Origin of the sequence: Halomonas cupida (genome assembly GCF_900142755.1) — a bacterium.
Lineage (GTDB): Bacteria > Pseudomonadota > Gammaproteobacteria > Pseudomonadales > Halomonadaceae > Halomonas > Halomonas cupida.
Genome location: NZ_FRCA01000006.1, coordinates 118,637 through 141,900 on the forward strand (window position 1 = coordinate 118,637; position 23,264 = coordinate 141,900).

Genomic DNA, 23,264 nt, shown 5'->3' on the forward strand with positions numbered 1-23,264 from the left:
TGCGTCATGGAAATTCCAGGATTCATTTCCGCGGCGAACATGCCGCCCGATGGGCCGCATCGAGACCATGCTTGACCACATCACTGAGCCTTCCGTTGATCATCTCGCTCAGCCCTTTCGCTGTCGTACCGTCATAATTGATCAGGCGTTCCACCATATCGCCTGGATCGCTACCCAGGTGCTCCAGCAATTGACTCCCTCCGACCAGGGTCTGCATCACCGCTTCAAGAGCGATGTCATCGGGAATTCCATTAGTCTGCGCATGTTCCAGCATGGCCTTGGCAAGCAGGGCCGGCCAGGCTGGACCGGCGCCACTCAGTGCCGTTAGATAGTCGATGTCGCGCTCCGCAGGCAGTTCCCGGGCCATACCGCAACTTTCCAACAACTCCTGCACCAACTGCCTCTCCGATGGATTCACTCCTTCTGCAGCAAACCAGGGAAACCAGGCGCGGCGAATCTTTGCGGCTGCATTGGGCATGGCACGCACGACCCGGTCGCTTCCGAGCTGGTGAGCGACCTGCTTGACTGAAGCCATCGCCAGCAGCGAGATAATCAGCTTGCCCTTGCCTGCATCACCAATATCAATACCGGCAAGATCCTGTGGCCGAACCGACAGTACAATGACATCCGCGAGTGCAGCCAGCTCACGATTGTCCCGGACACAGCGGACATCAGGCCAGTTGCAGTAAGCATCACTGGCCCCGGAGCGGGATGAAACCACCAACTGGTCGGCGGACAAGATATTCCGCTCCAACAGGGCAATGCCCAATGACCGCCCCATCCAGCCATGACCACCAACAATTCCCAGCACCATCTTCTGACTCACCTGCCTGTCCTCCTGGAGAATGCGAAACAGGTTTTCGCGTCCCTTGTGGTATCTCTGCCATTCCCACGACCTTGCCTACATGCCATGTTCCGGGCAGCTGAAGAATGGCGCTATTTCAAATAGCTCATCCTGATCGATTTGATTCTCGTCCGCACCACACTGGCGCAGATGCGCGGATCTGCTGGGGTGGTGCGGTCTCGCGTCGGCCTGATGGCCGACGGCGGCACGTCCCTGTGCCGCCATTGACCCAACATGAAAGCATGCCGGGTTAATAAGCCGGCCCTTACCCAATGCAGGACAGCGCCGGAACCAATGCAGTCCTCTCGTCTTTTCCTTCACACAAAATGTACATCAATGAACTCATAATTGACATCAATGTACATTCGCGACTAGCGTTGTCAGGAACACAACAAGATGGAGGCCCGACCGTGACTAACGACCCACTGCTGCAACCCTTCCAGCTCAAGCATCTCACCTTGCGGAACCGTCTCATGATGACGGCGCACGAGCCGGCCTATCCCGAGGGTGGGATGCCCACCGAGCTCTACCGCGCCTATCACGTCGAACGCGCCCGAGCGGGAATCGGCTTGACCATGACCGCAGGGTCCGCGGCGGTAGCCAGGGACAGCCCTCCGGTGTTCAACAATATCCTTGCCTACAAGGACGAAGTGGTTCCCTGGATGCGCGAGCTGACCGACGCCTGTCATGAGCATGGCACCGCTGTCATGATCCAGTTGACCCACCTCGGTCGACGTACTCGCTGGGACAAGGGGGACTGGTTACCGGCGGTATCCCCCTCCCATCGTCGCGAAGCCTCTCACCGCGCCTTTCCCAAACAGGCTGAGGACTGGGATATCGAGCGCCTGATCCGCGACTACGCCGATGCCGCCGAGCGCATGCATGCGGCCGGGCTGGATGGCATCGAGCTGCAGGCCTATGGCCATTTGATGGACCAATTCTGGTCACCGCTGACCAATACCCTCGATGCCCCCTATGGCGGCAACCTCGATAACCGCTTGCGCTTCACCTTCGAAGTATTGCGCGCCATCCGCCAACGCGTCGGTAACGAATTCATCGTTGGTGTCCGCTATACCGGTGACGAGATGCTGGAAGGTGGCCTGAACGCCAGCGACGGAATGGAAATCTCGCAGCGTTTGAAGGACAGCGGCTTGATCGACTTTCTCAACGTGGTTCGCGGTCATATCGACACCGACCCCGGACTGACAGATGTCATTCCCATTCAGGGGATGCCGAGTGCTCCGCATCTGGAGTTCGCGGGCGAGATCCGTCGCAAGGTCGACTTTCCCACCTTCCATGGTGCAAAGATCCAGGATGTCGCCACGGCCCGCTATGCGATTTCCTCGGGTGCCGTCGACATGATCGGCATGACCCGGGCGCATATGGCCGACCCGCATATCGTGCGCAAGATCGTTGAAGGTCGCGAAGAAGAGATTCGTCCCTGTGTGGGTGCCAACTACTGCCTGGATCGCATCTATCAGGGCGGCGCTGCCTACTGTATTCACAACGCCGCAACCGGTCGTGAAACCAGCATGCCGCACTCCATCCCGAAAGCAGTACAGCTCCGCCGCGTAGTCATCGTCGGCGCCGGTCCCGCGGGACTGGAAGCAGCACGGGTGGCTGGAGAGCGAGGCCATGACGTGCTGGTGCTGGAAGCCTCCAGCGATGCCGGCGGCCAGGTACGCCTCACCGCCCAGAGCGAACGGCGTCGGGAAATGATGGGCATCATCGATTGGCGCCTGGCTCGCTGCGAGGCATTGGGCGTCGAGATTCGCTACAACGTCTGGGCCGAGGCCGAGGATGTGCTGGCGGAGAAGCCAGATGTGGTCATCGTGGCCACGGGCGGTTACCCCATGGATGAGCAGCCCGCCATCGGCAGCCAACTAGTGGTCAACACCTGGGACGTATTTTCCGGCCATGTCACTCCCGGCCAGAAGGTATTGCTGTTCGATGATGCTGGTGACCATGCCGCCATGCAGGCGGCCGAGATCATCGCTGCCACTGGTGCAGAACTCGAGATCATGACCCCCGATCGAACCTTCGCGGCAGACATCATGGCCATGAACCTCGTACCCTACATGCGCTCCCTGCAGCGCCCCAATGTCACCTTTACCCCCACTTACCGCCTCAAGTCAGTGGAACAGGATGGCGATGCCCTGTTGGCACGCATAACAAGTGACTACGCACCTCAGGATCAGTTGGAGCTGGATCAGCAGCGACGTATCGACCAGGTGGTGGTCAATTACGGTATCACGCCGATGGCTGACATCTACTTCGACTTGAAGCCTCATGCCAGCAATGGCGGGGAAGTGAACTACGATGACCTGATTGTCGGCAGACCACAGTCGGTCGTCCGCCACCCCGAAGGAGGCTTTCAGTTGTTCCGCATCGGCGATGCCGTGGAATCACGCAATACTCACGCCGCCATCTACGATGCACTACGGCTGGTCAAGGACATCTGAAACGTATGCTTTCGATACCAATGTCGAGGTTGCTGTAAAGCCTTCATCCGACCGCATCGCCCCCTTCGTTGCGGTCAATGGGTGGGTCGAATATCGCAGAGCGGGTAGAGGGATCACCTCAATAGATGGCGTAGCCATCATTATTTCAACACAGGGGCCCAAAGTGCAGAAATGCACAATAACGTGCATGAGTCGCGCCTATTACAGCATAGACATCGGCATGGAGATACCAGGCATCCACCAAGGCCAACCTTACCGAAACACTACTATAATCCTATAAATTCATTGAACAAATATGCAGGCTCATGCGCGACAGGATTCGCCATCAATGCCCCTCCTATGCCAATTCGACATTATTCTCGCCGCAACATTCCGCCAACATTGCACTGACATAATCTTCCGTACGAGACTACAACACTCCTGGTAGCAACCAAGACACCCAAAAACCAGAGAGCATCAATAAATACTTATAATTCCCAGCTCCTGGACCAGTGGTATTCGCCAAGCGGCACCAAGGAAATGTTCGCGAAAAAAGCAACTCAACTACGGAAGCCAAACCATGGAAAACCCCGCGAGTATGGAAGGCGGAAATGAGGATCTTCGCAGACCAGAGGGACCCACTACAACGGTAGATACCGACTATGTTATCGGTCAGGACAACATTTACCCCAAGGTGTTTGGGTTGAAGTTTGACCTCCATGGTAGTGTATTCACCATATCCTCTCTGGTTATCCTTGCCTTTGTTCTCCTGACTCTTGCCCTTCATGATCAAGTAGAGCCTCTCCTCAATGGCATCCGGGATTGGCTGACAGGAAATCTGACCTGGTTCTTCATTCTTGCCGGAAATATCTTTGTGGTCGTTGCTCTGGCGCTGATCGTAACGCCATTGGGCAAGATCCGTATTGGCGGGCCTGATGCAAAACCTGACTATTCCTATGCCGGTTGGTTCGCGATGCTGTTCGCCGCCGGGATGGGCATCGGTCTGGTGTTCTATGGTGTCTCGGAGCCGATGAGCCATTTCAGCAGCTCTCTCGCCGGCACCACAGTCGGAGAAAGTGGACTACGCACCGACTGGGCACCGCTGGGTGGCGCTCAAGGTGACCAGGCCGCGGCACTGTCGCTGGGCATGGCAGCCACCATCTATCATTGGGGCCTGCACCCCTGGGCCGCCTACGCGCTGGTTGCACTGTCACTGGCCATCTTTGCCTACAACAAGGGGCTGCCGCTGACCATGCGCTCGGTGTTCTACCCCATCCTGGGTGAGCGTGTATGGGGCTGGCCGGGACACGTCATCGACATCCTCGCGGTCTTCTCCACTCTGTTCGGCCTGGCTACCTCGCTGGGGTTCGGCGCCAAACAGGCGGCAACCGGCCTCAACTACCTGTTTGATATCCCCAATAACGACGCCTCACTGGTTATTCTCATCGCCGGCATCACCGCCGTCGCGCTGTGCTCGGTCATGGCTGGTCTGGACAAGGGCGTGCAGCGGCTGTCGATGATCAACATGGCCCTGGCCTTCCTGCTGCTGTTCTTCATCATCGCCGTAGGGCCAACATTGGCCATTGCCACCGGGTTCTTCGACAATATCGTCTCCTATCTGGAGTACATACCTGCCCTGTCGATGCCCTTCGGCCGTGAAGATGCCAACTACAGCCAAGGCTGGACGGCCGTATACTGGGCCTGGTGGATTTCCTGGTCACCGTTCGTGGGTATGTTCATCGCACGCGTCAGCCGTGGCCGCACCGTGCGCGAGTTCCTGATATCCGTATTGCTGGTACCGACGCTGGTCTCCATCCTGTGGATGACAGCCTTCGGCGGAACCGCTATCGAACAACTCGTCAGCACCGGCTTCACCGGTGTTCAGGATGCGGCGCTGGAACTGAAGCTGTTCGAGATGCTGAACCAGCTTCCTCTCGCAGCGATCACCTCAAGTGTCGGCATCGTGCTGGTCATCGTATTCTTTGTGACTTCTTCTGATTCCGGATCACTGGTCATCGACTCGATCACCGCCGGCGGCAAGATGAATGCACCTAAACCACAGCGGATCTTCTGGTGCATCATCGAAGGCGCCATCGCCATTGCCCTGCTGCTGGGCGGTGGGCTCGGTGGACTCCAGGCCGCCACGGTATCGACGGGGCTACCGTTCACCCTGGTACTGTTGATTGCCTGCTACGCCATCATCAAGGGGTTGATGTCCGAACCTACCGAGGGTCGATTGGTCCGCAGGACACGCACCTGAATGGTGTCAGTACATCCTCCTCGTTCGTACTCATGAAAAACGCCGCCCCGAGGGGCGGCGCTTTCGTCTACAAGGGTGTGACTGATCCCGTTCGTCTATCCCAGCCAGACGCGTGCATTACGGAACAGACGCAACCAGGCACCGTCCTGCTGCCATTCTGCCGGACGCCAGGAGTTGGTGACGGCCCGTACTACACGCTCCGGGTGCGGCATCATGATGGTGACGCGGCCATCCGGCGTGGTCAGGCCGGTGATGCCCGAAGGTGAGCCATTGGGGTTGTACGGATAACGCGTGGTGCTTTGCCCATAGTTGTCCAGGTAGCGCAAAGCTATCTGACCGGAGCTCTGCATGCTACGCAGGTGAGCGCTGTCGCGGAACTCGGCACGACCTTCCCCATGGGCCACAGCGATAGGCAGCTGTGAACCTTCCATGCCGGCCAGCAGCACCGAGGGCGACTTCTCGACGCTGACCATGGCCACGCGGGCCTCGAACTGTTCAGATTCGTTGCGTACAAACCTCGGCCAGCTATCGGCACCGGGAATCAGCTCCTTGAGCTGCGACAGCATCTGGCAACCGTTGCATACCCCCAGGGAGAAGCTGTCGTCACGGGCAAAGAAGTCAGCAAACTGCTCCCGAGCCCGCGTATTGAACAACACCGACTTGGCCCAGCCACCACCGGCGCCCAGTACATCGCCGTAGGAGAAGCCACCGCAGGCAGCCAGTCCCTTGAACTCCTCGAGGCTGACGCGGCCTTCGAGAATATCGCTCATGTGTACGTCAACTGCCTCGAAGCCTGCCTTGTCGAAGGCCCAGGCCATTTCCAGATGGCCATTGACCCCCTGCTCTCGCAGGATGGCAGCGCGAGGACGAGCGACGTTGACGAAGGGCGCAGAGATATCCTCATCGACATCGAACGTTGTGGTCGCCGACAGACCGGGGTCACGAGTGTCCAGCAGATTGTCGAACTCGTTCTTGGCACAGTCGGCGTTGTCACGCAGAGCCTGCAGGCGATAACTGGTTTCCGCCCAGGTACGCTGGGTCAGCTGGCGGGTAGTCTCCAGCAGCGGCTCTTCAAACAGGGTCACCCGGATCTGATCATCGTAACGCGGGCGCGCGATGACGCCACAGGTCTCGATACCAGCGGCCGCAAACTGCGCCAGCACTTCCTCGGTGTCGACGCGATTGACCTGGATGACCGCCCCCAGCTCTTCGTTGAACAGCACCCGGAAGGCATCCGCCGCCTCGTCCACCAGCCAGTCCAGTTTGATCTCCAGGCCGGCGCGAGCGGCAAAGGCCATTTCCAGCAGGGTCACCAGCAGGCCGCCATCGCTGCGGTCATGGTAGGCCAACAGCTTGCCGTCGGCATTCAGGCCCTGGATGACACTGAAGAACGCCTTGATATCCTCGGCGTCATCAACATCGGGGCACTCATCACCCACCTGGCCATAGACCTGAGTCAGCGCCGAGCCACCAAGGCGATTGCGACCGCCACCCAGATCGATCAGCAGCAGATCGCTCTCGTCTTGAGCCAGGTCGATCTGCGGGGTCAGGGTACGCATGGCATCCACCACCGGTGCAAACCCGGTGATATTGAGGGTCAGCGGTGAAGTGATCGACTTCTGCTCGCCGTCTTCCTGCCAGGCAGTCCGCATGGACATGGAGTCCTTGCCGACCGGAATGGCGATACCCAGATCGGGACACAATTCCATGCCAATGGCATGGACCGCTTCAAACAGCGCCTGGTTCTCGCCCGGGTGGTCTGCCGCGCTCATCCAGTTGGCCGACATCTTGATGTCACTGATGTCGGCAATCGGCGCAGCGGCCATGTTGGTGATCGCCTCGGCGACCGCCAGACGTGCACTGGCAGCGGGATTGATCAGCGCCACCGGAGCTCGTTCGCCCATGGCCATGGCTTCGCCAGCGTGGGTGTCGAAGCTCGCCGTGGTCACAGCGACATCGGCAACCGGGACCTGCCAGGGGCCAACCATCTGGTCGCGCGCCACCATGCCGGTAATCGAGCGGTCACCGATGGTGATCAGGAAACTCTTCGAGGCCACAGTCGGCAGACGCAGGACACGATCCAGTGCCTCGCGCAGATCCAGGTTGTCGAGCATCACGCCCGGCATTTCCAGTGACTGTCGCTGGAACTCGCGCTGCATCTTCGGGGGTTTGCCGAACAGCACGCTCATCGGCAGGTCGACGGGCTTGCTGTCGAAATGACCGTCCACCACCTGCAGGTGATGGGCCTCCTGGGCCTCGCCGACTACCGCGTAGGGGCAGCGTTCACGCCGGCAGAGGGCATCGAAGATTTCCAGCTGCTCCGGTGCCACCGCCAGTACATAGCGCTCCTGAGCCTCGTTGCACCAGATTTCCAGCGGGCTCATGCCCGGCTCGGCGTTGGGAACCGCGCGCAGATCAAACAGCCCTCCACGCTCGCCGTCCTTGACCAGTTCCGGCAACGCATTGGACAGGCCACCTGCTCCCACATCGTGGATAAAGCAGATCGGATTGTTGTCGCCCAGCGACCAGCAGCGGTCGATAACCTCCTGGGCACGGCGCTCGATCTCGGGGTTGTCACGCTGTACCGAGGCAAAGTCGAGGTCAGCACTGGAGGAGCCAGAAGCCATGGACGAGGCCGCACCACCCCCAAGGCCAATCAGCATGGCCGGGCCGCCCATGACGATCAGTTTGCCACCCACCGGTATGGTGCCCTTGGCGACGTGATCCTCGCGGATGTTGCCATAGCCACCGGCCACCATGACCGGCTTGTGGTAGCCACGCCTCTCGATGCCGTTGACGCCGAGTGCATCCTGCTCGTAGGTCCGGAAGTAGCCGGTCAGGTTGGGGCGACCGAACTCATTGTTGAAGGCGGCGCCCCCGATGGGGCCCTCCAGCATGATGTCCAGTGCACTGACAATGCGCTCGGGTTTGCCATAGTCGAAGGCTTCCCAGGGTTGGACGAACTCGGGAATCCGCAGATTGGATACGGTGAAGCCGGTCAGGCCCGCCTTGGGCTTGCCACCGATGCCGGTCGCGCCTTCATCACGAATTTCACCACCAGCCCCTGTTGCAGCCCCCGGATGCGGTGCAATTGCCGTGGGGTGGTTATGGGTCTCGACCTTGGTCAGGATGTGAATCGGCTCGACATCGCCACCATAGGTGGCCTTCTCACCCTCCTTGCCGACCAGTGGCGTCGGAAAGAAGCGGCGTGCCTCGGAGCCTGCGATGACAGCCGCATTGTCGCTGTAGGCAGAGAGAATATTGTTCGGCGATGCCTGGTAGGTATTCTTGATCATCTTGAACAGCGAATGGCTCTGGGCCTCGCCGTCGATCACCCAATCGGCATTGAAGATCTTGTGTCGGCAATGCTCGGAGTTCGCCTGGGCGAACATCATCAGCTCGACATCGGAGGGATTGCGACCCAGCTCGGTGAAGGCCTCGACCAGGTAATCAATCTCGTCCTCGGCCAGCGCCAGTCCCAACTCGTCATTGGCCGTGGCCAGCGCCTGGCGGCCACCACCCAGGATATCCACCTGGCCCAGCGGCGCCGGGTCATGATGGGCGAACAGTTGCACGGCATCGGTACTGTTTGTCAGTACCGTTTCGGTCATGCGGTCATGCAGTGCGGCCACGATCGCATCAAAGTGAGCTTCCTTCAGAGAGCCTCTCACACCGACGCGCCAGGCAATGCCACGCTCGAGTCTCTTGATCCGGGTCAATCCACAGTTGTGGGCAATGTCGGTAGCCTTGGAGGACCAGGGCGACTGAGTGCCGATACGCGGCACGACAAGCAGCAACAGCCCTTCCGACGACGATGCCTCGCGAGCAGGGCCGTAGTCCAGCAGTTGTTCGAGCAGGGACAGTTCTGCATCATCGAGATCGCCATCCACGTCCGCGAAATGCACATACTCGGCATGCAGAGTATCGATCTCGGGCACGGATTCGCGCAGGGTGGCCAGCAGCCTGGCATGACGGAAGGCAGATAGGGCGGGCGCACCTCGCAGTTCGAGCATAGCCTGGAGCCTCTGAATTTCAGCGATGGAAGATGGGCCGCGACGAGCGACGAAGACGGCATATGATACTGGAAACAGGCTGGGTCGAGAAATCGACATGGATGACAGCCAGGCATCCTCTGGTTAAGGTGTCGACTTTGTCGTTGACGACAAGGGGTCCATGACCACGTCTCCTCCTCTCCTCAAGCGCTGGCGTCGCACCCTGCTGGCACTCTCGGGTACCGCATTGGCGCTGTGGCCGATCGACCCGACGCCCCCGCCAGGCAAGGCCATGGAGGGCGTTCTGTCACGCGACTTCATTACCATCCACACGCGCAACACTCCTCTGACCTATTATGAAGGGCGCCAGGGCCCGACCGGGTTCGAGTATCAACTGATGCGTCGGTTCGCCGACTCCCTGGGCGTCAGCCTCAACCTTGATGATGATCACTTCGTCCCCACCGTACTGGATGCTGTGCGCCAGCAAGGCGACCTGGGTGCTGCCGCATTGCCACTGGAGTCCGACGAACCCGGTCTGATCTACTCCCGCTCGATCATGCCCATGCAGCCGATCGTGGTCTATCGGCGCGGCCTGCAACCACCCGACAATATCGACGATCTGGTCGGCCTGCAGGTCGGCATTCTGCAAGGCGCGGGTATCAGTCGCATCATGCACGAGCTACAACTCCAGCAACCAGCATTGAGCTGGAAGGAAGCCAGCGACCTGGAAGCCTCAGCGTTGTTGCGACGTATCGAGAGCGGAGAGCTTGACGCTGCTGTCGTGTTCGAGCACCAGTTCCGCCTCAATCGCCTGTTCTTTCCGGAAGTCGAGGATGGCTTCAAGGTTGGCGACCCATTGTCCATGGCCTGGGCCTTCCCGGCCAATCAGGGGCTGGGGTTGATCAATGCCGCCAATGCTTTTCTCGATGAGCTCAAGGCCAATGGCGAACTCGACCAATTGATCACACGCTATTTTGGTCATGATGATTATCTTGAATACGTCGGTGCACGAGTGTTCATCCATCATGTTCACCAGCGCCTACCTCGCTACGACGCCATGTTTCGCGAGGCTGCCCGGCGTGAACAGTTTGACTGGAAGCTGTTGGCCGCGATCGGCTATCAGGAGTCGCACTGGAACCCGACAGCAACCTCTCCCACAGGTGTGCGTGGCATGATGATGCTGACCAATGTCACTGCCGATGAAGTCGGAGTCGCCGATCGCCTCAATCCGGCAGAGAGTATTGAGGGTGGTGCACGTTACCTGCGCAGCATCGAACAACGACTGCCGGAGAGCATTACCGGTGAGGATCGACTGTTCATGGCCCTGGCAGCCTACAACGTTGGCCTCGGCCATCTGTATGATGCTCGTGATATCGCCCGCTTGCAGGGCTCCGATGCCGACAGCTGGGAGGCGGTCCGTGAAGCCCTGCCACTACTCCAGGAAAGCGAGTGGTACAGCAAGACCCGCCACGGCTATGCTCGAGGTGGCGAGCCAGTGATTTACGTACGCAATATTCGACGATACCTGGAGATCCTCGAATACGTTGATCGTAGTCAGCAACAGTTTCATCAATTGAATGCCAGACTGGCTGATTACCCGGAGAGCGAGACCTTCGAGGTCGTCCCTCCCAAGCCATAACCAGTTGCACATAACCAGGTCCGGGGATGATTCGAACAGCCCTTCTGCTCAGTCTGCTCGCCGCAGTGCTTGCTTGTGTCGTCCCGCTGGCGGAGCCCTCCCTCCTTGCACAGGAGGCTCATGCCAGTTGGGCCATGCTGGTCGCACTCGCCCTGTGCCAACTGCTGTGGTACTGGCGAGGTAATCGCCTGGCGCGAGTGACCACACTGCCGCTGGCGCTGATTCTGGGCGCCATGCTCACCAGCTACCTGATGCCCGAGCACTGGATTTCCGTGGCTACCTTCAACAACTGGGCCGATCACCTGGTTCCGGGCAGCGACATCGACAACTGGCGGCCACCACTGCTGGAGCTGGCAGCATTGATGACACTGACGCTTGGCCTGCTGTCACGTACCCGGGCCAATCTTGGTGTGCCACTGCTGCAGGTGCTGGCAGCGCTGTTGCTGTTGGCCGATACCAGCCTGCAGGTAGTGGGTAACGACTTTGCCCCGCTGGTTCGTCGTGGCAGTTTCTATACCGGCTCGCTGCTGGCACTGCTGCTGCTGGCACAGTTCATCGGCGTCGTGCAGGGTTGGCGCCATACCCACCAAAGCCTGACACGCGCCCTGTGGCCATCGGCTATCCTGGCCGTGGTCACTATCGCCTTCTGGTATCAACAGAGCCATCTGGCCGATACCAAGCTGCATCAGAGCGTCGATGTGCGTTACGAGCGTATGGCCGAGCGGTTGACCACCGAGATCAATGCCCACGTGACCGCCATGCGTCGCTTTGCCGACTTCTGGGGCATTCTCGACCGCCCTCCAGAGGATGAAGAGTGGCGGGCACAGGCCGAGCGCTACTACCGTGATTTCCGTTACTTCCTCAATATTGCCTATATCAACGAGGGCGGAGAGATCGCCTATGTCTATCCAAGAGATCCTGCCAATACCAGCCTGATCGGCATGAATATCGAGGAGTCGCAGCGCCCCTACTCGGATCGGCTTGCCCGCGCGCTCAAACAGCGCACCGAGGAACAGACCGGGGTACTGCCGCTGCTGCAGAATGTGCCCGGGCTGATCTACTACCTGCCCATCAACTCACACCAAGGCGGCAACGCCCTGGGGGTTGCCGTCATGGTGGTAGGACTGCCGTTGCTGGCCGATACCCTGTATCACGAAGGTCACTTCGATAGGGTGCGACTCTACCTGGGCCTGTTGAACGGCGATGCTCCCCTCAAGGAATGGCACGTCAGCGGTACACCAGGGCCATGGCGAGTGGAAAGTGACGTTATCTTCGGCCATGTCACCCTGACCCTGGTAGCTCAACCGAATCGCGAACTGCTACTGAGCGAGCGCTCACGTCAGCCGTCCGTGAGCCTGACGATGGGTCTGATCCTCACCTACCTCTTGTACCTGGTACTGTTCGGGCGTCATCAGATGGCACTGCAACACCGCTCTGTTCATCGCTCCAATGAGGAACTGCGACGCGAAGTACGCAAGCGTACCCAGCTCCAGAGCGAGATCGAGTGGCTGGCGGGACATGATGAATTGACTGGCGCCCCCAATCGCCGCCACTTCCTGAGAGCTGTTCAGGAGCGAGCCGAGCAGACGCCACTGACCGTTCTGCTGTGTGACATTGATCACTTCAAGAGCATCAATGATCAATTGGGGCACCAGGCAGGAGATCACACCCTGGTCCGCCTGGCCAGCATCGGGCAGCAACTGACACCATCAGAAGGGCTATTTGCACGCTATGGCGGCGAAGAGTTCGTGGTACTGCTGCCCCGCACCAACGAGCACCGCGGTATGGCCATCGCCGAACGACTACGCGAGGGAGTTCTCACCTCAGGGCTGGAGCATGCGGATGGTCGGCCGGTGACCATCAGCATCGGGGTTGCCGTCCACAGCGAAGGTACACTCAAGGTCGAGGAACTGCTGCACAAGGCAGACCTCGCGCTCTACGAAGCGAAACACGCCGGACGTAATCAGGCACGACTCGCGTCTACCGACGCAATGCCAGACAGCTGAAGGACGCCAGCCCCGGCTCAAGGGCAGCGACTGGGGCAATGATGAGGCAGCTAGTCGCTGGAACGACGCTCGGAGAAGAACTGCTTGAGCAGACGAGAAGCGCGACTTGCCAGTACCCCGCCACAGACTTCGACTCGATGAAAATGCCAGGGCTGGGCAAGAAGGTTGGCCTTCGACTCCACCATACCGGTTCGCGGTTCTGGCGCCCCGTAGACCACCCGCTTGAGCCGTGCATGCACGATCGCCCCGCTGCACATCATGCAAGGCTCCAGCGTGACGAACAGTGTGCACTGTTCGAGGCGATAGTTGCCGAGATGAGCGGCGGCATCGCGTAGTGCCTGGACCTCGGCATGGGCGCTGGGGTCATGGAGTGAGATGGGCGCGTTGAAACCCTGGCCAATAATCTCTCCCGCCGCATCCACCACCACTGCGCCCACCGGAACCTCCCCGGCCTCGGCAGCCTGATGAGCGAGTTCCAGGGCTCGGTGCATGTAGAATTCATCGCTGCGCAAGATTGAAGGCTCCCCAGCAGACAAGATTGATGGCTTTCCAACAGAGAACGCTGATGGCTATTCAACAGATCAACAGAGAACGCTGATGGCTCACCAACAACGGGTGAAACGGGCGTACAATACACTGAAACGCTCGTATGATAGCCGGTCATCCAAGGATACCGGCAACAGTTTCCTGCAACCATTCTTGTGCAATCACCATCTGCCACCGGGAGGATACCCCAATGTCGGACGCCCTTGACGGCCTGGTCGATCTACTCGGCCTGGAAATGCTTGAGGAAAACCTGTTCCGGGGCCGCAGCCAGGACCTTGGATTGCCCCAGTTGTTCGGTGGCCAGGTATTGGGACAGGCCCTGTCCGCTGCCACTCAGACCGTTCCGGAAGAGCGCCAGGTGCACTCGCTGCACGGCTACTTCCTGCGTCCCGGCGATGCCAGCATGCCGGTAGTCTACCAGGTCGACCGCGTGCGCGACGGCGGAAGTTTCACCACTCGCCGCATCACGGCCATCCAGAAGGGTCGTCCAATCTTCTTCTGCAGTGCCTCCTTTCATGGCGAGGAGAATAGCTTCAGCCATGAGGTACAGATGCCAACACTGCCTGGCCCCGGCTCTCTCGATAGCGGTGCGAACATCCGGCGTTTTGATGGCCACCCCATCGAGTTCCTGCATCTCGAGGACACCGCCGAACCCGGACAACCCGCCCGCAAGCGGCTGTGGTTCCGTCTCAACGGCGAGCTCCCCGATAACCCCGCCCTGCATCGCTATCTACTGGCCTACAGTTCCGACTTCAATCTGCTGACCACCGCTCTGGTGCCCCATGGCATTCGCTTCGGCGACCCGGCCCTGCAGATCGCCAGCCTTGACCATTCGCTGTGGTTCCACCGTGATGTCAGCGTCAATGACTGGTTGCTGTACGACATGGATAGTCCCTGGGCAGGCGGCGCCAGAGGTCTAGCTCGCGGTAGTATCTATAACCGCCAGGGGCAATTGGTGGCCTCCAGCGCTCAGGAAGGCCTGACACGCATCCGCGAGCGTCCTGCGGAGTCTTGATTCCTGACCGATCCACCGCCGACCGCACTGCGGTCGGCCTCAGGGTTCATTCTGCCCTGTAGCGACTCCGACGGGCTACTGGATGACTTGCAGCCAAGGCGCACACGGAGCATTCACTCACTACTGATATCCGTCTTTCCATACTCCCGTTCGACCCGGCAGATACGCGTACGGAAGGCCTTGTACCAGCGCTCATGTCCCTGACGTTGAGCCTCACGGTGCTCGATATTGGCCTTCCACGCGGCGATGGCTTCACGACTGGACCAGTAGGACACCGTAATCCCCAGTTGCTCCCGCGCCGACTCCACCCCGAGAAACCCCGGTTGCTGAGCGGCCAGTTCCAGCATGCGCTCGGCCATTTCACCATACCCCTCGTCATCCTCAGCCTTGAGAGAGCTGAAGATCACCGCGTAGTAAGGAGGTTGCGGCGTCAGTGCCAGATAGTCCGTTGCCGTTTCCCCACCTTCCATTGTGTCGCCTCGAGTCATCGAACATTCCCCGGTCAGATAACGAGCCATGCAGTTCACGAGCCACGGTCAGGCTCATGGTTCAGTGTCTGCTTCGGTCCTCCCGGTCTATCCATGCTGTCGGCAAACACGCCCGATCAGCCGGCCTGGCCTAGATGAACCGCCAACGCTTCAACAGTATCACTTCAATCGCCACCAGCCCCACCAGACTGCTGGAGAAGACGGTAAAGGCCAGCGGGTTATCGATGCCCGGCATACCGGCGATGTTGATGCCGAACAGACCGGTCAGGAAGCTGATCGGCAGGAAGACTCCCGACAGGATCGACAACAGATAGGTGTTGCGATTGACCTTCTCGGAATGCCAGCGCGCCTGATACTGGCCGACAAGAGCGATATGCTCGAGGTAGAAATCAATCGACTCGTTGATGCGCGCCGCGGTATCCCTGGCATTGGCCAGCGCCAGGCGCTTGTCGAGCAACAGTGCGGGAAGCGTCTCGAGCATGTCCTCCAACGCGAAGCGCTGCGGCTTGAGAAAGCGCCGCAGTTTTATCAGGCGCTTGTTGAGCGGCATCAGCTCGCTCTCCTCGGTACTGTGCTCATCTTCCTGTTCGGCGATGAGCGTCTCGGCAGGCTCGACAAAGTCCTCGATACGCTGATGCAGCTTGTCGATGATCGCCACCAACACCTCGGCCAGATCGCGGGGCCCAAGGCCCTCGGCCAGCTCACTGCGAATATCGGAAATCGCCCGTGACGGAAACTTGCGTGTTGAAATCAATACGCCGTTATAGAACAGGATACGAATACTGAGCATGTCATCCGGCGTTTCTCCTTCATTGAGATTGACACCACGCAGATTCAACAGAAAGTTGCCGTCATCGAGCAGCTCGAATCGTGGTCGTGTGTCCTCGGCCAACACACTGCAAATGGCCGATAACGGTATCCCCGCCAAGCGAAGGCGCAACTCCGTATCTTGCGCATCACGCTGAAAATGGTACCAACAGCCCGCTGCCAGGGGACCAGGAGAAGGTTCCGGCAATTCGCGAACACCATCGACAAAGGACCAGCCGGCGATAAAGAAGGGTAGATTCATTCAGGTTCCCTACAGCAGCATTCCAGAAGCAGCTTACGTTCCGTTGTGCCTCATCACCAAGCCCTCAGCGCAGAGCAGGAATGCCATCATCCAGCGGCACCGGGGCCCCGAACAGATAGCCCTGGAAGCGTAGGCAACCATGCTGCAGCAACCAGGCACGCTGCTCTTCGGTCTCGACACCTTCAGCGATCACTTCCAGCTCAAGGGTCTGTGCCAGGGCAATGGTGCTGGCCACAATGGCTGAGCTGGTTGAGTTGTCGAGCAGATCGCGCACAAAGGATTGATCCACCTTGATCTGATCGAGAGGTAGGCGCTTCAGGTACGACAGAGAGGAATATCCCGTACCAAAATCGTCAAGCGAGAAGGTGACACCCAGGCTCTTGAGCTCTTCCATCATTCGGCGAATATCATCACGGTCATCGACAAACAGGGATTCCGTCACCTCCAGCTTGAGTTGTGACGCAGGAGCCCCGGTACGCGCCAGGATCTCTCGCACCTGCTCCACGAAAGAGGGCTCCTGAAACTGTCGTGGACTGACGTTGACCGACAACGTCAGCTCGGTCAACGCAGGCTGCTGCGCCCAGCTCACCAGCAATCCACAGACCGACTCGATCACCCAGAGACCGATCTCGTGAATCAACTCTCGTCCTTCCGCCAGAGGGATGAACTCTACCGGAGAGACCAGGCCACGTTCTGGATGCCTCCAACGCAACAGAGCTTCGGCACCAACAACGTCCCCATGTTCATCGACCTGGCGCTGATAGACCAGGAACAACTGACGTTTCTCCAACGCCAGGCTGAGGTCATTTTCCAGTTGCGTTCGCTCGATAAGTCGGGCCTGCAGCTCCGGATCGAAGAAACACACCTGGTTACTGCCCAGAGATTTAGCCTGGTAAAGCGCCATCTCGGCCTGACTCTGTAGCGCATCAGTGGACACCTGATCGCGAAACAGCGCGATACCAATACAGGCACTCAACGAAAAGCTGCTCTGATTCTGGACGAGCGGAGTCGCCAGTGCGCTCAGCAACTTCTGGGCCTTACGCTGGGCCACCACTCCCGCTCCCCGTTCATCACTACCCTGTTCACGGATCAGGGTTACGAACTCATCGCCCCCCAGGCGGGCGAGCATGTCACTATCATCCAGCGCCGATGATATTCGCCGGGCCGCCGCCAGCAGAATGTCGTCCCCACCATGATGCCCGAGGCTGTCGTTGACCTGCTTGAAGTTATCCAGGTCGAGCAGCAATAGCGCACCGTATTCCCCGCTCTGCTCACTGCTGATCAAGGCCTGCTCCAGGCGATCAAGCATCAACCGTCGGTTGGCCAGGCCAGTAAGCGGGTCATAGAACGCCAGTTGATGGATCTCGCGCTCGGCAGCCTTGCTTTCAGTGAGGTCACTGAGTGTCCCGACATAATGTGTCAGGATGCCCCGGTCATCACGAACGGCGCTGATCGTCAGCCACTGAGGATAGATCTCACCGTTCTTGCGACGATTCCAGATTTCCCCCTGCCATGACCCACGAGTGTCGACCTGCTGCCAGAGACGCTGATAAAAGGCAGCATCGTGGCGTCCTGCGCTGAGCATTCGAGGATTCTGGCCAAACACTTCGGCTTCGGTGTAGCCCGTGATCTGGGTGAAGGTACGATTGACCTTGAGAATAGCCCGACTCTCATCCGTGATCATCATTCCCAGGTGAGTCTCGAACGCCGTGGCAGCAATACTCAACTGCACCTGCTGAGCACGGTCCTCGGTAATATCGCGGACCACCGCTAGAATCGACCCCATCCTGCCACTGGCATCAAGCACCGGTGTCAGTAACGCAGAAAACCACGCAGGAGCGGACTCGAGCTCCAGCCGATAATCGACGCGCTGAGGCTCCCCCGATGCCGCCAATCGCTCCACCGCCTCACCGATATACTGACTGACAGGCTCAGGAAGCAGGTCACGATAGTGGCTGCCGATCATTTCTTCAGGAGGCACCAGCAAGAGCGACTCGTCACCGGCATGAGCATAGGAGAAGCGTCCATCCACCGTGAGCACAAAGACCATGTCCTGCATCGAGTTGATCAACGCCTGCAACTGCGCCTCCTCCCTCTGCGCGTCCTGCTCCGCTTTCTGCCGCTCGACAACTTCCCTACGCAAGACCTGCTCGATGCGCCACTGAGCCAACAGGTGACGCAACAACAGCCATCCAAGCAGAGACAGCAGGAGACTGGTCAACAATAACGGCCACAATCGCTCCACGAGGCCGGTCAACAGCTCGCTCGTGCTCTGTCCCAGCACGACCCAGAGCGGGAGACCACCCACCCTTCTTGTCACGTACAGACGGCGCTGGTCATCAACGGGAGAGTTGACCGTGAACTGATGCTCCAGGGCGCCATCACGCAGAAACTCAATGGTACCAGTCGCCTCTATGACATCGCCCAGATGAAAGCTCGACGCTGGACGCCTCGCCAATAGCTGAGCTCGCTCATCGATAATGGCAACGCTTTCGCCTGCCCCCAACTCCAATTGCTCAACCAGCTTGATGAGCATATGCGGATCAATGCGTGCCATACCAACAGCCACGACCTGTCCCGTAGGTCCCTTCAGCCAACGGGCAATCAACATCCGATAGTCTGCCGCACTCTCCGACCAGAACAACGGCGTCACCACAAAGTCGTGCTGGGTTTTCAGCAGACGCTGATAGAGTTGAGACTCGCGTATCGTGAGCGGTTGGCCAACACGTGGATCGGATCGAGCCACAATTCGGCCTGAAAGGTCGGCGATGATCAGGTCATCAATGTAGGGCAGGGTTCGGTCATGATCACCGAGTCGTTCGCTGAGGGCCGTCTGCTCGGGGAGTTCGCCGGAGGCCAGCATATCGGATAGCCCGAACAGCGACTGTCCGCGAGTGGAAAACGTGCTCTCGACCAGATCCACCACCAGCGCGGCCTTGGATTCCAGGCGTTGCTCGGCGACTCGAAACTCCGCCTGGTATTGAGCCCGGATCACCGAGGCGATACCCAGCAGCAGCAGGAGCAACGACAGCCCGTACAGTAGAACTGCCTTCCAGCGCCGTCTCGATACCGAGCCAGCCGAGTTCGGCATGCTGTCATCGCCAGCGGGCATAGCAGGTCCTCAAGGTGGTGCGGATCACGTAGAAAGGCCGCCATGGCCTTTTGATCGATCGGTATGGGCATGCACGGCGGCCCAGGCAAGCAAGACCCCTGAGCGAACCGCATGACCCAGCGCACCAGGATGATAATAACAATACTCGATATACTGACCTGTATCGGCCATGGTCGCGACGTTTCGGGTCACTGCATTCTGGGTCGCCACTATCCACCAATTACCACACCATAATATTGTCACCGCTCAAGGATGAAGATCAGTGATGACAGCAGGAACCAGCCTTTTCCTACAGACACTTCCGATATCTCACCGAGCAACACACTTCGGCTCGCAGCGAATCGTCTTGAGTGCGCTCCAGACCGAAAATCACAACGATGACCCCGTGTATATCACCATAGCGCAAACGCTGTGATCCCGAGCAGGACTGCGTGGATCAACCGCCCCGATGGCATGGAGTGAGCTGGCGATGGCGTGTCACACGATATTTCACCGTCATGCACTATCAACATGGCAATCAAATAGCTCATCCTGATCGATTTGATTGTCGTCCGCACCACACTGGCGCAGATGCGCGGATCTGCTGGTGTGGCGCGGTCTCGCGTCGGCCTGATGGCCGACGGCGGCACGCCCCTGTGCCGCCATTAACCCAACAAGAAAGCATGCCGGGTTAATAAAAGCAGACCGACAAGCAGCCCCCAGGTCACACTTTCGTCGATAACGGCACCAGATCTCGACCCCAGAACGGAAATAAGGCTGTTCGCTCCCCGCTGGGTTTCGTAGAATCCTGTCTCGTGTTTCTACGCTACAGGACAATGCAATGGGTAGGGCCTTCCAGAACCGCAAGGAATCCATGGCCAAGACGGCCGCCGCCAAGACCAAGGTGTACAGCAAGTACGGGCGCGAGATCTATGTCTGCGCCAAGTCAGGTGGCTCCGACCCCAACGGCAATCTTTCCCTGCGCGGTCTGCTGGATCGTGCCAAGAAGGACCAGGTGCCATCTCATGTCATCGACAAGGCGCTGGAGAAGGCTGCCGGTGTCGGCGGCGAGGACTATTCGGCAGCGCGCTACGAGGGATTCGGCCCCGGCAACGCCATGGTGATCGTCGAGTGCCTGACCGACAACCCGAACCGCACCTTCGGCGACGTACGCGCCTGCTTCACCAAGACCAAGAGCAAGATCGGTACGCCCGGCAGTGTCAGCCATATGTTTGATCACCTGGCGATCTTTGCCTTCGCGGGTGACGATGAAGAGGCGACGCTGGAAGCACTGATGGAGGCGGAGGTCGATGTCACTGACATCGAGAGTGAAGGTGGGCAGATTACCGTCTTTTCCCCCCCGACCGACTTTGCCCGGACTCGCCAGGCACTGCATGATGCCTTTGGCGATATCGATTTCGAGGTCGAGGAAATCCAGTTCCTCCCCCAGGCAACAACACCGATCGAAGGTGATGACGTTGCGCTGTTCGAGAAGCTACTGGACATGCTCAACGACCTGGATGACGTGCAGAATGTCTACCACAGCGCAGAGCTTCCCTGATCACGACACTGCCCGGCCCCACGACAGGCGCCGGGCACACGTCAGTTCGCTCTTCCCGCCCTTCAACCATGCGTTACCTGGCTCTTCTCACCCACCCGGGCCTCCTGACGCCGGGTATGTGACGCACAGTTTGCGTGGTATCTCGCGCCCTCCAGGTTGATCGTCATCTGCTAGATTAATGACTGAAACTATCTTCTAATATTACCTCATGCGCATGGCTGCACTCTGTACCATCATCGCGCGAAGCCTGCACCGCCCGAGGAGTCCTGTTCCCTGAACGACGGAAACCGGAGCCAGTCCACAACCAGAGCGACCATGCATGCGTGAGACTTTATTTGCCGCCCACATTTCCCGAGACAAGCCACAACGGGTTCGCAGTCAGGACTACCTCAAGTTCTTCCTGATCCACTGGTCAAGCATTCTCGGAGCCATTACTCACCTCAGCTTCATCGCTCTGTTCCTGGCCTATGATCACCCCTGGCTTGCCGCTCTCAACGTTATCAGTGTGCTTATGTGGCTGGGTGCACTGGTTGCCAACTATCGAGGAAATCACAACCAGGCCGTCTATCTGATCGCCAGTGAAGCCGGTGTTCACGCAGCCATCATGGCCATGACACTGGGCACCGGCGCCGGCTTCCACTACTACCTGTTGCCGCTGTCCTGCCTGGTCACCCTGAGTCCCAACATGCCCAGGTGGCGGTCGGTACTGATTGGTCTGCTCGGCATGTGCGAGTTCATGGTGCTCGAGCGCCTGCCTGTCGATGCAGTACCGCTGGCCACAGCCTCCAATCTGCCACCACTGGCCGCCACCGTGAACCTTGCCGTGGCGCTGACGGTGATGGTGCTGTTTGCAATGCTGGTACGTAGCGTCTATGAGATGCAGTCGCGCAGCCTGACTTCCATGGCCACCCGCGATGCATTGACAGGGCTGTTCAACCGCCGCTTTGCCAGCGACTATCTGCGTCAGACTTCCATGCAGCAGCAACGCAACAAGTCACCGTGCAGCGTTGCCCTGCTGGATATTGATCACTTCAAACACATCAATGATCGTTATGGGCACAAGGTAGGAGATGCTTGCCTGGTACAAGTCGCCAGCAAGCTGTCGAAACACTTTCGCAGTTCGGATGTACTCTGTCGCTGGGGAGGTGAAGAGTTTCTGCTGATCTTCCCCGATGCCAGCGTCGACGAAATCCTGCCGGTCATCGAAAGCTTCCGCCAGTATCTGCATAATCACCCGATACAACACTACGGGGCACTGATTCCGCTGACCATGAGCATCGGCGTCACCAACCTGCCCCCCGGGGTACCCTTTGATGTAGTCATCAACCGCGCGGACCGTCTGCTTTACCGTGCCAAGGCTACAGGTCGTAACCGCATCATCAGCCAGCATGTTGATGCCCGGCAGGAAATCGTCGAGACCAACCCGGATCAGTCTCTGGCCGCGGGCGACCAGGTTCACTGAAACACTCTCCAGACGACCAGACCGGTTTATGGGTGAGTCGGCTAGAAGTGGACAACCTCAAGGCTTGCCACCACATCCCCGGCTTCATTGCGCAATTCGAGATGATTGGCCAGTATCCGCCAGCTTGAGGTGGAGTACAGCGCCTTCTCGAACGCCTGGGCCATGTCCGCCACTTCAGGGTGACAGGCACGGCGAGTCGAGGCCAGCTCACCAAAATCGATGCGTGCCCCTTCCCCGAGGCTGTATGTTCCCATCAATCGATTGCAACCATTGCTGCCCGCTACACGCAGTTCACTGGAGTGCAGTACCAGGTGAGGTTCCCGAGTGAAGGCTTCACTGACTTCCACCGCCCGACCACCAACCTCCAGCAGGCGCCAGTAACGATCTTCCAGTGGTTCGCCGAGATACTGTGGAAGCCGCACCAGACGTATCGCGTCCTCACTGCCATCAGTGGCGGGCATCAACAGATCGCCATTCTCGGCGACCTGCCAGTCACTGACCAATTGGCCAGCAGCATCGTGCAATGACAGGCGGCGAGCATCGTTCAACAGCCAACTACCCCGGATGGAATCACGGCGAGTTTCGCCCGGGCCAAGATAGACCCGTTCCAGCACCAGCGCGCCATCCGCGAACAAGGCAAGCTCTTCGCGGATGGCATTGCAATCGGCACAGGGAGTGTTGCCACGATAGCTGGCCGGCAATTCGCCGAGCATGTTCTCATCACCAGCATCCGACGCAGGTGAGCAACCTGCCAGCCACAACAGAGGCGCTACCAGAGCGACCAGTCGAATCATCCCTTTCATTTCAGTCCTCTTGATTCACTGGCCCGGCCTACTGGTCACCTTGCCAG

16 protein-coding genes are annotated in these 23,264 nt (G+C 59.0%); 7 read left to right on the plus strand and 9 right to left on the minus strand.

Going from position 1 to position 23,264, the window contains the following annotated elements:
• Nucleotides 1-22: 22 nt before the first annotated feature.
• Together BUE38_RS12465 and BUE38_RS22960 are read right to left on the minus strand one after the other, a co-directional pair.
• Nucleotides 23-826, minus strand: a complete 804-nt coding sequence (locus tag BUE38_RS12465; protein ID WP_073435549.1) for a pyrroline-5-carboxylate reductase family protein — start codon at nucleotides 824-826, stop codon at nucleotides 23-25.
• A 75-nt stretch (nucleotides 827-901) separates the two neighbouring features.
• Nucleotides 902-1,069 carry a hypothetical protein gene (locus tag BUE38_RS22960; RefSeq protein WP_159438883.1) on the minus strand — a complete coding sequence of 56 codons (168 nt, stop codon included), beginning with the start codon at nucleotides 1,067-1,069 and terminating at the stop codon, nucleotides 902-904.
• 185 nt (nucleotides 1,070-1,254) lie between these two features.
• Between BUE38_RS22960 and BUE38_RS12470 the strand changes: the two genes are divergently transcribed.
• Together BUE38_RS12470 and BUE38_RS12475 are read left to right on the plus strand one after the other, a co-directional pair.
• On the plus strand, nucleotides 1,255-3,306 hold the full coding sequence (locus BUE38_RS12470) for an NADH:flavin oxidoreductase (RefSeq protein WP_073435550.1): 2,052 nt from the start codon (nucleotides 1,255-1,257) through the stop codon (nucleotides 3,304-3,306).
• Between the two features lie 559 nt (nucleotides 3,307-3,865).
• On the plus strand, nucleotides 3,866-5,545 hold the full coding sequence (locus BUE38_RS12475; protein ID WP_073435551.1) for a BCCT family transporter: 1,680 nt from the start codon (nucleotides 3,866-3,868) through the stop codon (nucleotides 5,543-5,545).
• 95 nt (nucleotides 5,546-5,640) lie between these two features.
• Here BUE38_RS12475 and purL read toward each other — a convergent pair whose 3' ends face one another.
• Complete coding sequence (purL, locus tag BUE38_RS12480) at nucleotides 5,641-9,558, minus strand: phosphoribosylformylglycinamidine synthase (RefSeq protein WP_073435670.1); 3,918 nt, start codon at nucleotides 9,556-9,558, stop codon at nucleotides 5,641-5,643.
• A 160-nt stretch (nucleotides 9,559-9,718) separates the two neighbouring features.
• On the opposite strand from purL, the gene mltF reads away from it, so the two are divergent.
• Together mltF and BUE38_RS12490 are read left to right on the plus strand one after the other, a co-directional pair.
• The gene (mltF, locus tag BUE38_RS12485) at nucleotides 9,719-11,176 is read left to right on the plus strand and encodes a membrane-bound lytic murein transglycosylase MltF (protein WP_073435552.1); all 1,458 of its coding nucleotides are present in this window, start codon (nucleotides 9,719-9,721) and stop codon (nucleotides 11,174-11,176) included.
• A gap of 26 nt (nucleotides 11,177-11,202) precedes the next feature.
• Nucleotides 11,203-13,182, plus strand: coding sequence for a diguanylate cyclase (locus tag BUE38_RS12490; RefSeq protein WP_073435553.1), 1,980 nt, complete (start codon nucleotides 11,203-11,205; stop codon nucleotides 13,180-13,182).
• Between the two features lie 50 nt (nucleotides 13,183-13,232).
• On the opposite strand, the gene tadA is transcribed toward BUE38_RS12490, so the two are convergent.
• Nucleotides 13,233-13,694: a tRNA adenosine(34) deaminase TadA gene (tadA, locus tag BUE38_RS12495; protein WP_073435554.1), complete on the minus strand. Its 462-nt coding sequence runs from the start codon at nucleotides 13,692-13,694 to the stop codon at nucleotides 13,233-13,235.
• Between the two features lie 224 nt (nucleotides 13,695-13,918).
• Between tadA and BUE38_RS12500 the strand changes: the two genes are divergently transcribed.
• On the plus strand, nucleotides 13,919-14,743 hold the full coding sequence (locus tag BUE38_RS12500; protein WP_073435555.1) for an acyl-CoA thioesterase: 825 nt from the start codon (nucleotides 13,919-13,921) through the stop codon (nucleotides 14,741-14,743).
• A 113-nt stretch (nucleotides 14,744-14,856) separates the two neighbouring features.
• Here BUE38_RS12500 and BUE38_RS12505 read toward each other — a convergent pair whose 3' ends face one another.
• The 4 genes from BUE38_RS12505 to BUE38_RS22965 form a co-directional block, all read right to left on the minus strand.
• The gene (locus tag BUE38_RS12505) at nucleotides 14,857-15,231 is read right to left on the minus strand and encodes an antibiotic biosynthesis monooxygenase family protein (RefSeq protein WP_073435671.1); all 375 of its coding nucleotides are present in this window, start codon (nucleotides 15,229-15,231) and stop codon (nucleotides 14,857-14,859) included.
• Nucleotides 15,232-15,361: 130 nt separating this feature from the next.
• Entirely contained in the window at nucleotides 15,362-16,300 is a 939-nt protein-coding gene (locus BUE38_RS12510) for a CorA family divalent cation transporter (protein ID WP_073435556.1), read from the minus strand.
• A gap of 64 nt (nucleotides 16,301-16,364) precedes the next feature.
• Entirely contained in the window at nucleotides 16,365-19,391 is a 3,027-nt protein-coding gene (locus BUE38_RS12515; RefSeq protein ID WP_073435672.1) for a bifunctional diguanylate cyclase/phosphodiesterase, read from the minus strand.
• Nucleotides 19,392-19,907: 516 nt separating this feature from the next.
• Entirely contained in the window at nucleotides 19,908-20,057 is a 150-nt protein-coding gene (locus BUE38_RS22965; protein WP_159438884.1) for a hypothetical protein, read from the minus strand.
• A 175-nt stretch (nucleotides 20,058-20,232) separates the two neighbouring features.
• On the opposite strand from BUE38_RS22965, the gene BUE38_RS12520 reads away from it, so the two are divergent.
• On the plus strand, nucleotides 20,233-20,952 hold the full coding sequence (locus BUE38_RS12520) for a YebC/PmpR family DNA-binding transcriptional regulator (protein WP_073435557.1): 720 nt from the start codon (nucleotides 20,233-20,235) through the stop codon (nucleotides 20,950-20,952).
• A 319-nt stretch (nucleotides 20,953-21,271) separates the two neighbouring features.
• Nucleotides 21,272-22,414 (plus strand): GGDEF domain-containing protein, encoded by a 1,143-nt coding sequence (locus tag BUE38_RS12525; protein ID WP_073435558.1) that lies wholly within the window; start codon nucleotides 21,272-21,274, stop codon nucleotides 22,412-22,414.
• Nucleotides 22,415-22,455: 41 nt separating this feature from the next.
• Here BUE38_RS12525 and BUE38_RS12530 read toward each other — a convergent pair whose 3' ends face one another.
• Complete coding sequence (locus BUE38_RS12530; RefSeq protein WP_073435559.1) at nucleotides 22,456-23,217, minus strand: META domain-containing protein; 762 nt, start codon at nucleotides 23,215-23,217, stop codon at nucleotides 22,456-22,458.
• Nucleotides 23,218-23,264: the final 47 nt, after the last annotated feature.